The 15,030-nt window shown below is 48.0% G+C and carries 18 protein-coding genes; all 18 read right to left on the minus strand.

From position 1 onward, the window contains the following. Nucleotides 1-32: 32 nt before the first annotated feature. The 18 genes from ACTNDI_RS01675 to rpsE all read right to left on the minus strand — a co-directional run bounded on the left by ACTNDI_RS01675 (nt 33) and on the right by rpsE (nt 15,011). A complete protein-coding gene (locus tag ACTNDI_RS01675; RefSeq protein WP_441099022.1) occupies nt 33-1,124 on the minus strand; it encodes a PucR family transcriptional regulator in 1,092 nt (363 codons plus the stop codon). 460 nt (nt 1,125-1,584) lie between these two features. Beyond that, nucleotides 1,585-3,711 (minus strand): glutamine synthetase III family protein, encoded by a 2,127-nt coding sequence (locus ACTNDI_RS01680; protein WP_441099023.1) that lies wholly within the window; start codon nt 3,709-3,711, stop codon nt 1,585-1,587. 220 nt (nt 3,712-3,931) lie between these two features. Further along, on the minus strand, nt 3,932-4,795 hold the full coding sequence (fba, locus tag ACTNDI_RS01685; RefSeq protein WP_441099024.1) for a class II fructose-1,6-bisphosphate aldolase: 864 nt from the start codon (nt 4,793-4,795) through the stop codon (nt 3,932-3,934). Nucleotides 4,796-5,000: 205 nt separating this feature from the next. After that, nucleotides 5,001-5,939: a diacylglycerol/lipid kinase family protein gene (locus ACTNDI_RS01690; RefSeq protein WP_441099025.1), complete on the minus strand. Its 939-nt coding sequence runs from the start codon at nt 5,937-5,939 to the stop codon at nt 5,001-5,003. Nucleotides 5,940-6,330: 391 nt separating this feature from the next. Then, a complete protein-coding gene (gene rplQ, locus ACTNDI_RS01695; protein WP_441099026.1) occupies nt 6,331-6,867 on the minus strand; it encodes a 50S ribosomal protein L17 in 537 nt (178 codons plus the stop codon). A gap of 149 nt (nt 6,868-7,016) precedes the next feature. Next, the gene (locus tag ACTNDI_RS01700) at nt 7,017-7,979 is read right to left on the minus strand and encodes a DNA-directed RNA polymerase subunit alpha (RefSeq protein WP_441099027.1); all 963 of its coding nucleotides are present in this window, start codon (nt 7,977-7,979) and stop codon (nt 7,017-7,019) included. Between the two features lie 93 nt (nt 7,980-8,072). Beyond that, the gene (rpsD, locus tag ACTNDI_RS01705) at nt 8,073-8,666 is read right to left on the minus strand and encodes a 30S ribosomal protein S4 (protein ID WP_441099028.1); all 594 of its coding nucleotides are present in this window, start codon (nt 8,664-8,666) and stop codon (nt 8,073-8,075) included. 24 nt (nt 8,667-8,690) lie between these two features. Next, nucleotides 8,691-9,083: a 30S ribosomal protein S11 gene (gene rpsK, locus ACTNDI_RS01710; RefSeq protein WP_441099029.1), complete on the minus strand. Its 393-nt coding sequence runs from the start codon at nt 9,081-9,083 to the stop codon at nt 8,691-8,693. 82 nt (nt 9,084-9,165) lie between these two features. Then, nucleotides 9,166-9,537 carry a 30S ribosomal protein S13 gene (gene rpsM, locus ACTNDI_RS01715; RefSeq protein WP_441099030.1) on the minus strand — a complete coding sequence of 124 codons (372 nt, stop codon included), beginning with the start codon at nt 9,535-9,537 and terminating at the stop codon, nt 9,166-9,168. Nucleotides 9,538-9,835: 298 nt separating this feature from the next. After that, nucleotides 9,836-9,949: a 50S ribosomal protein L36 gene (rpmJ, locus tag ACTNDI_RS01720; RefSeq protein WP_003022746.1), complete on the minus strand. Its 114-nt coding sequence runs from the start codon at nt 9,947-9,949 to the stop codon at nt 9,836-9,838. A 391-nt stretch (nt 9,950-10,340) separates the two neighbouring features. Next, on the minus strand, nt 10,341-10,559 hold the full coding sequence (infA, locus tag ACTNDI_RS01725; RefSeq protein WP_441099031.1) for a translation initiation factor IF-1: 219 nt from the start codon (nt 10,557-10,559) through the stop codon (nt 10,341-10,343). Continuing rightward, nucleotides 10,559-10,825, minus strand: coding sequence for an RNA-binding protein (locus ACTNDI_RS01730; protein ID WP_441099032.1), 267 nt, complete (start codon nt 10,823-10,825; stop codon nt 10,559-10,561). Before ACTNDI_RS01730 ends, infA begins: the two co-directional genes overlap by 1 nt. Nucleotides 10,826-10,835: 10 nt before the next feature. Then, entirely contained in the window at nt 10,836-11,597 is a 762-nt protein-coding gene (gene map, locus ACTNDI_RS01735) for a type I methionyl aminopeptidase (RefSeq protein ID WP_441099033.1), read from the minus strand. Nucleotides 11,598-11,627: 30 nt separating this feature from the next. Continuing rightward, nucleotides 11,628-12,269: an adenylate kinase gene (locus ACTNDI_RS01740; protein WP_441099034.1), complete on the minus strand. Its 642-nt coding sequence runs from the start codon at nt 12,267-12,269 to the stop codon at nt 11,628-11,630. A gap of 267 nt (nt 12,270-12,536) precedes the next feature. After that, nucleotides 12,537-13,847, minus strand: coding sequence for a preprotein translocase subunit SecY (secY, locus tag ACTNDI_RS01745; protein ID WP_441099035.1), 1,311 nt, complete (start codon nt 13,845-13,847; stop codon nt 12,537-12,539). Beyond that, entirely contained in the window at nt 13,847-14,287 is a 441-nt protein-coding gene (rplO, locus tag ACTNDI_RS01750) for a 50S ribosomal protein L15 (RefSeq protein WP_441099036.1), read from the minus strand. The genes secY and rplO overlap by 1 nt, the downstream gene beginning before the upstream one ends. Nucleotides 14,288-14,304: 17 nt before the next feature. Further along, nucleotides 14,305-14,487 (minus strand): 50S ribosomal protein L30, encoded by a 183-nt coding sequence (gene rpmD / locus ACTNDI_RS01755; RefSeq protein WP_441099037.1) that lies wholly within the window; start codon nt 14,485-14,487, stop codon nt 14,305-14,307. Nucleotides 14,488-14,501: 14 nt separating this feature from the next. Further along, on the minus strand, nt 14,502-15,011 hold the full coding sequence (rpsE, locus tag ACTNDI_RS01760; protein ID WP_441099038.1) for a 30S ribosomal protein S5: 510 nt from the start codon (nt 15,009-15,011) through the stop codon (nt 14,502-14,504). Between the last annotated feature and the right edge of the window lie 19 nt (nt 15,012-15,030).

Here is a 15,030-nt window from a genome sequence, read left to right on the forward strand (position 1 = left end):
CTCCTCCTGCTGTGTGGCCGGAGAGCCGGGCATTAATAGTCCAGTGTCTCCATATACTTCATATACTTCACGACCATGAGAGCAATCTTGAATGTGATGGCATCCTCAAATACTCTCAGGTCAAGACCGGTGCTCTTCTGCAGCTTGTCCAGCCGGTATACAAGGGTGTTTCTGTGAATATAAAGCTGTCTGGATGTCTCTGACACATTCAGATTGTTCTCAAAGAACTTATTGATCGTGGTCAGGGTCTCCTCATCAAAATCATCCGGGGATTTATTCGCGAAGATCTCCCGAATAAACATCTTGCACAGAGGGATGGGAAGCTGATAGATCAGACGCCCGATTCCAAGCTGATTATATGCGTATACATCCTTTCCATCGGAGAAGATCTTTCCCACATCCATGGCCATCTTGGCTTCCTTGTAGGATCTGGATACTTCCTTCAGTTCTCTGACGATGGTGCCAAACGCGATATGAACCTCTCCATCCGGATCCCTTCCCACAGCGTCCAGAATGGAATTCGCGAACTTCTCCGCCTCCGAATAGTCATCATCCTCTTCCAGCTCCTTGACGATAATGATGCTCTTCTCATCGATAGCCGTGATAAAATCAGAATTTTTGCCATTTATGGTGTTCCTGATATTTTCAAGATTTCCCGGATGGTCTTTCTCCTGAGAAGCCTCAAGAATGTATACCACTCTTCTGGCGTCCGGGGTGATGTGCAGCTTTTTGGCGCGGTTATAGATATCGACAAGGAGAAGATTGTCCAGAAGAAGATTCTTGATGAAGTTGTCCTTGTCGAAGCGCTCTTTATATGCGGTCAGCAGACTTTGAAGCTGAAATACGGCCATTTTTCCGACCAGAAGGTTCTCGTCGCCGGATCCCTGGGCAAGCAGAATATATTCGAGCTGATGTTCATCGTACACCTTGAAAAACTGTACGCCGCGGATCGTCTGGGAATCTGCCTGTGACTGGGCAAAATCAAGCAGATCATCTTTTGCCGCGTCCGCCTGGGAGGATGTAGAGACCAAGAGCTTTCCGGCAGTATCATATACACCGAAATCCATCTTGGAGATGTTTTTGAGTCCCTCAATCGTGCTCTGCAGAATTTGGTTCGAAATCATTTTGCTACCCTCTTTCATTTTAAGCTGCCGGAAACCGCGCTTCTACTCATTTAATCTGATCAAAACGCAATTAAACAAGTACATTCTATAATAAATGACACAAAAATGGAAGCATATTTGTGCATTATTTTGGATAACGCGATTTTCAAGGTCCGACGGCCTAAAACCAACGCTCGAATTGTAACACTTTCGTAAATATATTGCAACCTTTACATGCAGAAGACAAAATATAGCGGGGCTGATGGTTCGCACAGATGGTCATGCGTGATTTCCCCGCCTCGCAACAGGTATAAAGCCAGCTGCTGCCGCGCGGTTATGCGGAGGCAGCAGCTTTTATCCTGACAGTCATATGAAATTCAAATTCAGACTTATGTCGGAAAGAAATCATAAAATTTCAGACAAATATCTGAAACAATAATGGATGCAGGCTTACTCCTCGAAAATTTTATGATAGTCCTGCTCAAACCTCGAAGAGCAGGTCTCCGTAAGAGGGCATCGGCCAGAGAGACTTATCAACAATCTGTTCCAACTCATCGATGGGCCTGCGGAGCGCATCCATTGCCGGAGTCACCTTGTCATGGCAGAACTTCGCCTGCTCTCTTCCTCTTGCCATTGTATTCGCCTGTCCGTCCACTTCAGAAAGAGCCCGGAGCGCATTCATGCTCTCCCGAAGAAGAGTGCTGGTCTTCTGAAGCAGTTCGGTCTGCACAGAAACCTCATCGACACCGGCAGCACGCACTGCATTGATGGAATCCGCAAGGACGGTGGTATACCGTACGACAGCCGGAATCAGACGCTTGCTGGCGATGTTGATCATTGCCTTCGCCTCGATATTGATTGTCTTTGCGTAGTTCTCGTATTTGATTTCAGCACGGGACTCAAGTTCGGTCCTGGTGAAGACATGGAACTTTTCGTACATGCGGATCGTCTGCTCTGTGACGAGCTCCGGTATCGCGTCTACTTCGCAGGTGATATTGGGAAGACCTCTTCTGGCAGCTTCCTTCACCCACTCGTCAGAGTAGCCGTCGCCGTTGAAGATGATGCGCTCGTGCTCCGTGAAATTCTTCTTGATCAGATCGTGAACCGCCAGCTGGAACTGATCCGCTTTCTCCAGGATATCACAGGCGTCGGAAAAAGCCTCCGCTACGATCGTATTCAGTACGACATTCGGCTCTGCAATGGAATCCTGAGAACCAACCATGCGGAATTCAAATTTATTTCCGGTAAAGGCGAAGGGTGAGGTGCGGTTCCGGTCGGTCGCGTCTTTGTACAGGTCCGGCAGACTGGATACGCCTGTGGAGAGCCGTTCGCCTTTCAGACTTCGTTTTGCGTCTCCGGTGCTGATCAGCTGCTCCACGACATCCTCGAGCTGTTCACCGAGGAAAATAGACAGAATAGCCGGCGGTGCTTCATTCGCGCCGAGTCTGTGGTCGTTTCCGGGATCTGCCGCGGATTCTCTGAGAAGACCTGCATGTTCGTCTACAGCCTTTACGATACAGGAAAGAATCAACAGAAACTGGATGTTTTCATGAGGGGTTTTGCCCGGATCCAGCAGGTTGATTCCGTCATCGGTGGTCAGAGACCAGTTGTCGTGCTTTCCGGATCCGTTGACTCCCTCAAAAGGCTTCTCGTGCAGAAGACATTTCAGACCATGTTTTCTGGCAACCCGTTTCAGCGTCTGCATCACAAGGTGGTTGTCGTCCGTCGCTACGTTAGCCTCGGAATAAATGACGGCAAGTTCATGCTGTCCCGGCGCTACCTCATTATGTTCTGTTTTTGCTGTCACGCCCATTTTCCAGAGTTCAATATCGACGTCCTTCATGAAAGAAGCGATTCGGGGCTGAATGATTCCGAAATAATGATCATCCATCTCCTGCCCCTTCGCAGGCATGGTTCCGAACAGAGTGCGGCCGGTATAGATCAGATCTTTTCTCTGCAGATATTTTTTCTCATCGACAATGAAATACTCCTGCTCTGCGCCGATGGAAGGAGTCACCTTTTTGGAGGTCGTATTGCCGAACAGTTTCAGCAGACGGAGCGATTCCCGATTGATCACTTCCATGGATCGAAGCAGCGGCGTCTTCTGATCCAGAGCTTCTCCGGTATAGGAACAGAATGCGGTCGGAATGCAAAGAGTGGCTCCACCTGCATCCTGACGGATAAAGGCCGGAGAGGTGCAGTCCCACGCCGTATATCCCCTTGCCTCGAAGGTCGCGCGCAGTCCTCCGGAAGGGAAGGAGGAAGCATCCGGCTCTCCCTTAATCAGCTCCTTTCCGGAGAAGCTCATCAGGGTTTTCCCGGAAGGAAGCGGCGAAGTGATAAAAGAATCATGTTTTTCGGCAGTGAGTCCGTTCAGGGGCTGGAACCAGTGGGTGTAGTGTGTAGCGCCCTTCTCGATCGCCCACTCTTTCATTTCGTGTGCGATGACATCTGCGGTATCCAGATCCAGATCGCCACCCTCATTGATGATTTTCTTCAGTTTTGCGTAAACCTTTTTCGGCAGACGCTCCTGCATGGTTTCATCATTGAATACGAGTTCGCCGAAGATGTCGGCCGGGTTTACATAGGGATTATAATCGTCTGTCATGACTTCCTCCTGCTTGTCTGGAAATTGTTTCTGTCAGCTGCAGCCCGGGCAGTTACAGAAAATGATGACTGCAAAAAGACTGCCGCACTAATGCGGCTAGTGCGGCAGTCTTCATATTTACGCGAACAGTGAGCCGCAGCCGGCCGCAAAGCGGTCGGGTGAGTCAGATATCGCGATAAAGAGAGAAAAACCCGTGCAGCGAGCTTTTCTCTCATTTTACTCAGGCTTTGTCTACGGAACCGAAGAGTCTGATCTTTTCTTCTACCTTTGCGCAGATTGCTTCAGCGCCAGGCTTCAGGAGCTTTCTGGGATCGAATCCCTTACCCTGCTGATCCTTGCCGGCCTCAATGTATTTGCGGGTTGCTTCTGCGAATACAATCTGGCACTCGGTATTTACATTGATCTTGGAAACACCAAGAGAGATTGCCTTTGTGATCTGGTCATCCGGAATACCTGTGCCTCCGTGAAGTACAAGCGGCATATCACCGGTCTTGGCCTTGATCGCTGCCAGAGTGTCGAAGGAAAGTCCCGGCCAGTTTGCGGGATATACGCCGTGGATGTTGCCGATGCCTGCAGCCAGGAAGTCTACGCCGAGATCCGCGATTTTCTTGCACTCTTCAGGATCTGCGCATTCGCCCATACCTACGACACCATCTTCCTCTCCGCCGATTGCTCCGACCTCAGCCTCAATGGAAAGTCCGAGCTTATGAGATACAGATACCAGCTCGGTTGTCTTCGCGTAGTTCTCGTCAAACGGAAGGTGAGAGCCATCAAACATGATGGAAGTAAATCCGGCCTTGATGCAGGCGTAGCAGGCATCATAGTCGCCGTGATCCAGATGAAGCGCAACCGGAACCGTAATTCCGAGAGATTCATCCATTGCCTTAACCATAGCAGCAACTGTCTTATAGCCTGTCATGTACTTTCCGGCTCCCATGGAGACACCGAGAATAACCGGGGAGTTCAGCTTCTGCGCTGTCTCGAGGATTGACTTTGTCCATTCCAGATTGTTGATATTGAACTGGCCTACTGCGTAGTGACCGGCCTGTGCCTTTTTAAGCATCTCAGCTGCGTTAACTAACATATCTTATCCTCCTTAGGATTACTGCGTACATTGTTACCGTGTACCGTTTTGATAGAAGAAGTACCGCCGTGCCGACTCTGATTCTGTATGAGATTCGTATTACCGACGGAAACTGATCTTCTGACGCACCCATTATATACTAAATAGTTTGGCTATTGCAATAGCTTGTGAATTATATGTCAAAAAATGGCGACAGTTTTGCGGTTCAATGCTTCTCCACCGAATTGTTCTGGTCCGGATAGCTCTTGTTTCTGCGGTTCAGGAACAGGTTTAGCTTTTTATAGCAGTTTTCAATGTTGACATGGTTATGAGCGTCTCCGTATTCACCGTCCAGTGTCCACGCGATCTCCTCGGATGAATCAATCACAATCCGGTGTGCCTTAAGCTTGTCCACAAGGGGCGAGCTGTTCTCATTGATATTCAGAAGGTTCTGGACGATCTCATTGACCTCGATGGGGTTTGTCGGTGTGCGCACAAGTGTCACCTCGAAGAGGCCGTCATTCATGTCGACCGATGTGCCGGTCAGATTCCGCATGCCGCCGACGACACGTGTGTTTGTGATCATTCCGTAGGTGTAGTTGCCCTCGATCCGGCGCCCATCTGCCTGAATGACCAGGTGATAGCTGGGAATGCGGAAAACCTCCTTCCCTGCCTGCAGAAGATATGCGAGGTGGCCGAGATTGTTCTTCAGCGTCTGATCGGTCTCGTAGGATACATTTGTAAACATACCGAAAGCCGCGACATAAGTGAAAAACTTGTCGTTGAAGGCCCCAACGTCGCATTGATACAAGTCGCCGAGAACAATGTCGCGGGCGGCCTGGAGCATGTCACGCGGAATGGCAAGGCTGTTGGCAAAGTCATTTGTGCTGCCGGCCGGGATATATCCCACGGGGAGTTCAGGAATGGTGTCCATTACACCGTCTACCACCTCGTCAAGCGTTCCGTCTCCGCCACTGCAGACCACACAGTCACTCATAGCGGCGTAATCCCTCACAAATCGTGTGGCGTCCCCCACCGCCTGCGTGGGGTGAGCAATTACATCATAACCACCCTGCGTGAAAATATCGATGATATCCGCAAGTCGGTCCTTGATCATTCCTTTACCGGAATGCATATTGTAAACGAACAGGAGTTTCTTACCCATAAATAGTCCTTCAATAAAATATTCCTTGATAAATGATAACAGCAGGTTTTTAGTGACAGAACAATAGACAGCAGATCCATAAGAAGCGGAACGGAAACAGAAAGCTGACTGTAATGATCAGAACAAAACTGACAGCTGTATAGATCAGAATAATACTGACTGCTGTAAAGATCAGAATAAAACTGACAGCTGTAATGATCAGAATTAAGCAGACATTTAAACAGACATCTGTAATTTTCTGGGAGAGATATTACTGTAAATTATGATAATAGGTATTTTACATCAAGAGGATTTCTGTTTCAATCAGTCATAAACAGGGAAAAATTAAAAAACTATAAAAAGACCGCATTCACAAGGAATGCGGTCAAAACAGCTGTTACGACGCAGCGTATTATACAAGCTCGATCAAAACTTCCATTGCTCCGTCGCCCTTGCGCTGACCGATCTTGATGATTCTGGTATAACCACCATTGCGGTCTGCATACTTCGGAGCGATTTCATCGAACATTTTTGCTGCCATGTCGACAGTCTTTGTATTGGCCTTTCTGCCCTTCGCCTCTGCCGGAACTTCAGTAATCGGATAGAATACCTTGTTCATCTGACGACGTGCATGAAGTCTGGAAGGAAGATCTTTCTTGAGTTCTTTCTGAACCTCAGTATAAACGGTAACCTTCTTTCCGTTCTCTACCTTCTTCACACGCTTGCCATCGGCGTCCTTCTGCGGAACCTTTGCGGTGACGGTAACGGTCTCAAAATTGTCCTTCTCACGAACTGCAAGAGCGATGAGGCTCTCCGCGATCTTGCGGATCTCACCGGCCTTGGTCTCAGTTGTGCGGATCTTTCCGTGATAAAGCAGGTTTGTAACCTGGTTTCTGAGAAGAGCTTTTCTCTGAGATGATGTTCTGCCAAGCTTTCTGTATTTAGCCATTTCTGTAATTCCTCCGTTATTTGTGGAACGGATGCTCACGCTGCTTTGGACTTACTGAACATCCGCTTTAATCTACAAATAGAACACGTTCACCCTGCACTTCCGGTCTTACGGGTTAACTGTATATCTGTAAAATAATAAATTGATTCTTACTGTTCTTCACTCGGGGCAAGGGACAGTCCGAGCTCATTCAGCTTCGCGAGAACCTCTTCAAGGGATTTACGTCCAAGATTCCGGACCTTCATCATATCCTCTGAGGTCTTGCTGCAGAGCTCCTCTACGGTATTGATACCGGCACGTTTCAGACAGTTATAGGAACGAACGGAAAGCTCAAGCTCGTCGATGTTCATCTCAAGAACTTTCTCTTTCTCGTTGCTCTCTTTTTCAATCATGACTTCTGCCGTCTTTGCATTCTCAGAGAGGTCGATGAAAAGCTTCAGGTGCTCACTGAGAACCTTTGCGGCAAGACTGACAGCCTCATCCGGACCGAGTGTTCCATCCGTGTAAACATCCAGTGTCAGCTTGTCATAATCGGTCACCTGCCCGACACGGGTATTTTCAACCGTCATGTTGACACGCTCAACCGGTGTGTAAATCGCGTCAACCGCAATTACTCCGATCGGCATATCATCGGTCTTGCCCTTGTCAGCGCCTACATATCCGCGGCCGTTTGTGATTGTGAGCTCCATGTAGAGCTTGCAGTCAGCACCGCCATTGAGATGCGCAATCACCTGATCCGGGTTCATGATCTCAATATCCTGGTCAACCTGAATATCAGAAGCGCGTACGACGCCTTCGCCTTCATACTCGATGTATGCGACCTTCGGCTCGTCGGAACTGCTGTTATTCTTGATGGAAAGGCTCTTAAGGTTCATGATGATTTCAGTTACATCCTCTTTTACGCCCGGAATGGAACTAAACTCATGCAGTACACCTTCGATCTTTACCTGGCTGACAGCAGCTCCCGGCAGGGACGAAAGCATGATTCTGCGAAGAGAGTTTCCAAGGGTCGTGCCGTATCCGCGCTCCAGAGGTTCAACGACAAATCTGCCGAATTTCTTATCTTCTGAAATCTCGCTAATTTCAATTTTGGGTTTGTTAAAATCAAACACCTTCAAGTCCCTCCTTCTTATACACGGTCGTCCGATTTCCTGCAAATAACTCTGTATTCATCAAGTGCATGTGTGATCAGTGAATTTCAGAGATTACTTGGAGTACAGCTCGACGATCTGCATCTCGTTAACCGGAACATCGATCAGATCACGTGCCGGAACCTGAGCGACTGTGCCCTGCAGAGACTCTGCATTTACAGTCAGCCAGGACGGTACAACGCGTCCGGATGTCGCATCAGCGATATCTTTCATCCGCTGGGTGGATTTCTTGCTTTCCTTGATTTCGATAACGTCTCCCGGCTTTACCTCATAAGAAGGGATATTTACAACCTTGCCGTTAACGGTTACGAACTTGTGATCTACCATCTGTCTTGCTTCTTTTCTTGTTCTTGCGAATGCAAGACGGAAAAGAACGTTGTCAAGACGAAGCTCAAGCAGAGCCATCAGGTTCTCACCTGTCTGACCCTTCATGCGGTCAGCCTTTGCATAGTAGTTACGGAAAGGCTTCTCAAGCACTCCGTAAATGAATTTTGCTTTCTGCTTTTCACGCAGCTGTGCGCCGTACTCGGAAATCTTGCGGCGGTTATTTCTCAGCTGACGATTGGATTTCTTATCAATTCCAAGATATGTCGGATCAAGTCCAAGGGATCTGCATCTCTTCAGGACCGGTGTTCTATCTACTGCCATTTATATATGACCTCCTGTTGTCAATCAGACTCTTCTACGTTTCGGCGGACGGCATCCGTTGTGCGGTACCGGGGTAACATCACAGATACTTGTAACTTCAAGTCCTGCTGCAGCCAGTGCGCGGATTGCCGCCTCACGGCCTGAACCAGGTCCCTTTACGAATACGTCAACACTCTTTAATCCATGAATAAGAGCTGCCTTTGTGGCAGTCTCTGCAGCCATCTGTGCCGCATATGGAGTAGATTTCCTTGAACCTTTAAAGCCAAGCCCGCCGGCACTTGCCCAAGACAGCGCGTTACCTGCAGTATCGGTCAGAGTAACGATTGTGTTGTTGAAAGATGCCTGAATATGAGCCTGTCCACGTTCAACGTTTTTCTTAACGCGACGCTTTGTCGCTTTCTTTACTGCTTTTGGCATAATAAAAACTAACCTACCTTTTCCAAATTAATCGCTTTATCTTCTGATTGTCAAAATGTTCTATCGGAACTGTCAGCAACAATTATTTCTTCTTGTTGGCAACTGTTCTTCTCGGACCCTTGCGTGTTCTTGCATTGGTCTTTGTCTTCTGTCCGCGAACAGGAAGTCCCTGTCTGTGACGTTTTCCACGATAGCAGCCGATCTCCTGAAGACGCTTGATATCCATTGCTGTCTGACGTCTCAGATCACCCTCAACGGTAACCTGAAGCTCTTCGATTGCTGCAGCAAGGTTCTTGACTTCTTCGTCTGTCAGATCTCTTACACGTGTATCCGGATTAACTCCAGCCTGCGCAAGGATACGATTGGAAGTTGTTCTTCCAATTCCATAGATATAGGTAAGACCTATCTCTACACGTTTGTCTCTTGGTAAATCTACACCAGCTATACGAGCCATGTGCGTTTTCCTCCTTTGATTCTGACCAGTCATGATTTGCTGAATATCAGCTGGTCTGGTTAATACCATCTTAAATGGGATGTCGGTATGATACATCCAGCTGCCCAGACGTCGGCAGCCTTTCCTTTCCCGGTCACGACGGCGCCGGCAAGGTTTTAAGCGATATTATAAGGGATCAGTCCCGGAGCAAATACCATGTTCCGGTGATGTCCGCCGGAGGTATCCTGACGCAGCCAGTCAGGTCTCACTTTATAATATCAGTTCCGCATAAGCAGAAGGTCAGATTGATTAAAGGGAATCAACCCTGTCTCTGCTTATGCTTTGGATTCTCACAAATGATACGAATACTGCCTTTTCTCTTGATAACCTTGCATTTCTCGCAGATCGGTTTCACAGAAGATCTTACCTTCATGAGTATCCTCCTTTCCTTTGATGAAAGCATAATTGATATTGCCTGTACCTCTTCAGCCGTCTTATGGTGGGTTAGTCCTTATTACGGCACAAAAAGATACGTATAGCATTGTATCATTGAGGTTCGATTTATGCAAGAGAAAATTACTGAAATTTAAAGGATTTTTTCGTATGAAATGACAATAGACAGGAAGCTGATGGAGTACTTTGCAATGCTGCTGAAAAAGGCAATCGTAATGGCACAGCGCAAATAAATGGGATAACAGGGGTACTGCAGATAAGAAGATATTCCGAATCGAGGGTGTAAGCTGAAGCTGTCTTGAACGAAAAGCAGGGCTTTCTGCCGTGACATCCATTTGGACTGCTCCGGAAGAAAAGCCCCGCGGGGTCAATTATTTATCTCTCCAGATAATTCTGCCCTTATCAAGATCATAAGGGGACAGTTCCAGTGTCACCTTGTCACCGGGAAGGATACGGATAAAATTCATCCGCAGCTTGCCGCTGATATGAGCAAGTACTACATGCTTGTTCTCAAGTTCAACACGGAACATCGCGTTCGGAAGTTTTTCGAGCACGACGCCTTCTACTTCAATTACATCTGCTTTTGACATTAAAGTTCCTCCTTGCATTTAAGTGCATCTCTGATATCGGTGTCGGTCAGGGTCTGCTGTCTCAGGATCATGGACTCCAGAGACGTCGCGGTTTGAAAACATGGCTGGATGTGTATCCGTTTCTTCTTTTTCGGATGAGCCAGATTCCTGCACGCTCCGTCCGTCAGCCAGATGTCGCCGCCTGATACTTTTGCTACGATGTACAGCTTTCCCTTGTCGTGTCCTGCAAGGCTTCTGGCATACATTCCTTCCTTCAGCTGTCTCATAAATTACCCCTTACTCATTTGATGAGAGAGTCAGAATCTCAGGCTCCCCCTCTGTAATGAGGATAGTATTCTCGTAGTGAGCCGCAAGTGATCTGTCTTTTGTTACAACGGTCCAGCCATCGTCGAGCCATTCAACCTCATAAGACCCGGTGGAAATCATCGGCTCGATCGCGAGAGTCATGCCCGGCTGAAGACGAATTCCACGTGTCTTCTGTGCAAAGTTCGGAATCTGAGGATCTTCATGCATCTCTCTGCCGATGCCGTGTCCGCAGAGATCCCTGATGACTCCGTATCCTTTGCTCTCCGCATAAGCTCCGATGGCAGTACAGATATCATTCAGGTGAAGACCTGCTCTGGCATAACGGATGCCCTCGAAAAAAGATTGTCGTGTGACATCTATCAGATCCCTGGCCTCCCTGCTGATTTCTCCGACCGCGTATGTTCTGGCTGCATCCGAATGGTATCCGTCATAGATCAGACCGGCATCCAGACTGATAATATCTCCCTCCCTGAGGATTCGTTCTCTGCTTGGTATCCCGTGAACAACCTCTTCGTTGATTGAGGTGCAGACGGATGCCGGATAGCCGGAATAATTCAGAAAGTTCGGAACTCCTCCCAGATCCCGGATCAGTTTCTCACCTGCCTCGTTGATCTCCCAGGTAGAAACGCCCGGCCGGATCATCTCCCTCAGCCCTGCGAAGACGTCCTGCAAAAGACGGTTTGACTTGCGCATTGCCTTAATTTCAATTGAATTCTTGATGGTTACTGACATAATCTGCCTCAACTGCTTTATTATACAGAATCAGCCCAGTTTTGCAACGATATCGGCAAAAACTTTGTCAATATCCTGTGTGCCGTCTACAGAGAACAGAACGCCGGTTTTTGAATAGTAATCAATCAGGGGCTGTGTCTGTGCATGATAGACGTTCAGACGTTTCTGAACCGTTTCCGGTTTGTCGTCGTCGCGAAGTACGAGTTCTGCTCCGCAGTTGTCACAGACCCCTTCCTTCTTCGGCGGATTGTAGACAAGATGATAGGTGGCTCCGCACTTCAGGCATGCACGTCTTCCCGACATACGGCTGACGATGTTCTCATCCGGCACAGTGACATCAATTGCATAATCGATTTTCTCTCCGCGGGCCTCCAGAGCCTTGGTGAGAGCTTCTGCCTGAGGAATAGTCCTCGGGAAACCATCCAGAACGTATCCATTGGAAGCATCCGGCTGTGAGATTCTGTCCACAACGAGATCGCAGGTGAGCTCATCCGGTACCAGAAGTCCCTGATCCATGTACTCCTTTGCTTTTCTGCCCAGCTCTGTTCCCTCTTTGATGTTCGCACGGAAGATATCTCCCGTGGAAATATGCGGAATTCCATATTTTGCGGCGATTTTCTTGGCTTGTGTTCCCTTACCTGCGCCAGGTGCGCCCAACATGATGATTTTCATTACGTGTACCTCCCGGATATGATGGTTTTATCTGAATTCTGTCTTTCTGCGCAGAAATCAGCGCAGACCGACCATTATTTTATTATTGTATACATTTTGCGAGAAGGCGTCAAGACAACGAGATAAAACACGCTGCGCGAGTTTTAACTCGCTATCGCGACGCTCGCCGCACACGAGTACTTCGCATTCGGCTGCGGCTCACTGTTCGCGTAAGTAAAAGGAGCCGCAGATATCTGCAGCTCCTCCGAAAACTATTTTATGATTTCATTATTCTGAAAGGAATCCCTTGTAATTGCGAACAAGCATCATAGATTCCACCTGTGTCAGTGTCTCCAGAATGACGGATACAATAATGATCAGAGAAGTTCCGCCGAAAGATACATCTGCGTTGAACAGGCCATTAAATACGTAAGGAATCACACAAACGATAATCAGACCGACAGCGCCGATGAAGATTACATATTTAAGAACGGAATTCAGATAGTCTTCGGTAGCCTTTCCCGGCCGGATACCCGGGATGAAACCGCCCTGTTTCTTCATGTTGTCTGCAACTTCAATCGGATTAAAGGTAATTGAAGTATAGAAGTAGGCAAAGAAGATGACAAGCAGGACATAGAGCACAAGCCCCAGAGTAGAGAACCAGTCTGAAGTATCAAACCAGTTGCTTGAACTGAGCATCTTTATGATTTTTCCGCCCCATCCTGCAGGGGATTTTCCAGTAAAGGCAACGATGATTCCCGGGAAAGACATAATGGATGATGCAAAGATAATCGGAATTACACCACCAGTGTTTACTTTCAGGGGAATACTTGAAGACTGACCGCCAATAAGACGCCGACCGACCATTTTCTGAGAATACTGTACCGGTATTCTCCTTTCTGCCCCGTTCAGGATAAGCGTAAGAACGACAATTGCCAGGATAATAACCGCAATTACTACCCAGGCAACCGCTGCTTTCGCAATGGTCTTGCCCTTTACAAAGTTATCGTAAAGAGTGATCATATCCTGCGGAACGCGGGACAGGATGTTGATCAGAAGTACGATGGAGATACCATTTCCAACGCCTTTGTCATTGATCTGTTCACCGATCCACATCAGGAAACAGGAGCCTGCCGTAAGGCTGGCAACAACGACAATGACGTTTACGGCATTAAGATCGAGGATCAGCTCATTGCCGAATCCGATACACATTGCGACAGATTCAAATAAGGAAAGAGCCACGGTAAGGTATCTGGTGATGCGGTCAAGCTTTTTCCTGCCCTCTTCGCCGTCCCTTGTCATCTCCTCCAGCGCGGGAAACGCGATGGTCAGAAGCTGTACAATAATGGAAGCAGTGATGTAAGGCGTAATACTTAACGCGAGGATGGAAAAGTTGGTAAATCCACCACCCGTGAATGCGTTCAGAAAGTTGAACGCATCCGTCGAGTTGCTGCTGAAATAGTTTGCAAAAAACTTGGTGTCCACACCGGGAACCGGAACCTGAGAAGCCAATCGTATGATGACAAGCATGAGAAACACATAAAAAAGTCTCCGCCGTATTTCCTTGATTCGGAATGCATCACGCAATGTCTTTAACATCAGATCACCTCAATTGTTCCACCGGCTGCTTCGATTTTTTCTTTTGCACTTGCGCTGGCTGCGGTAACCTTGACATTGAGCTTCTTTGTAAGCTCGCCGTTTCCAAGGATCTTAACACCATCGCGCGGATTGGAGACAATACCGCTCTCAACGAGTGAGGAGATTGTCACTTCTGAACCGTCTTCGAATCTGTTGAGAACATCTACATTAACGGCAACGATATCCTTGCTGTTTCTGCAGGTGAAGCCTCTCTTCGGGAGACGTCTGTATAAAGGCATCTGACCGCCTTCAAAACCCGGTCTCGGTGCTCCGGAACGAGCCTTCTGTCCCTTGTGTCCCTTACCGGCAGTTTTACCATTTCCTGAACCATGTCCACGGCCTCTGCGGAAGTTGTCGCTCTGTCTGGAGCCCTCAGCAGGGCTTAAATTTGATAAGTCCATTTGGTACCTCCTTCCAATTACTCTTCAACCTTGAGCAGATAGCCGACCTGACGAATGATGCCGCGAGTGGACTCGTTGTCAGGCAGCTCTACTGAGTGGTTTAATTTTCTGAGTCCGATTCCCTCTACGATCTTTCTGTGTTTCGGAACACAACCGATTGTAGAGCGAACCAGTGTAACTTTGATTTTCTTATCCGCCATCTTAACTGTCCTCCTTATGCCTGAATCTCATCAACAGATTTTCCGCGGAGTCTTGCAACTTCTTCAGGAGTCTTCAGAGCCTTCAGTCCCTCAAGCGTAGCAAGAACTACGTTCTGCTTGTTGTTGGAACCAAGACATTTGGTACGGATGTTCTGAATTCCGGCAAGCTCAACGACAGCACGGGCTGTGCCGCCTGCGATGATACCGGTACCTTCGGGAGCTCTCTTCAGAAGAACGGAAGCGCTTCCGTAATTTCCGATAAAGTCATGAGTGATACTGTTGTTCTCATCTCTTGCGACAGAGATCAGATGCTTTACAGCGTCCTCTCTTCCCTTGCGGATTGCCTCGGGAATCTCAACTGCTTTTCCAAGGCCTGCACCTACATGACCATTGCGATCACCTACGATTACAAGTGCGGTAAAGCGGGAGTTACGACCACCTTTTACAGTCTTGGAGACTCTCTTGATGGATACTACATTATCTTCCAGCTCGAGCTGGCTGGGATCAATGATTACGTGTCTCATATTCTGTGTTCTTCTCCTT

The organism is Bilifractor sp. HCP3S3_D3 (genome assembly GCF_052063915.1).
Lineage (GTDB): Bacteria > Bacillota > Clostridia > Lachnospirales > Lachnospiraceae > Bilifractor.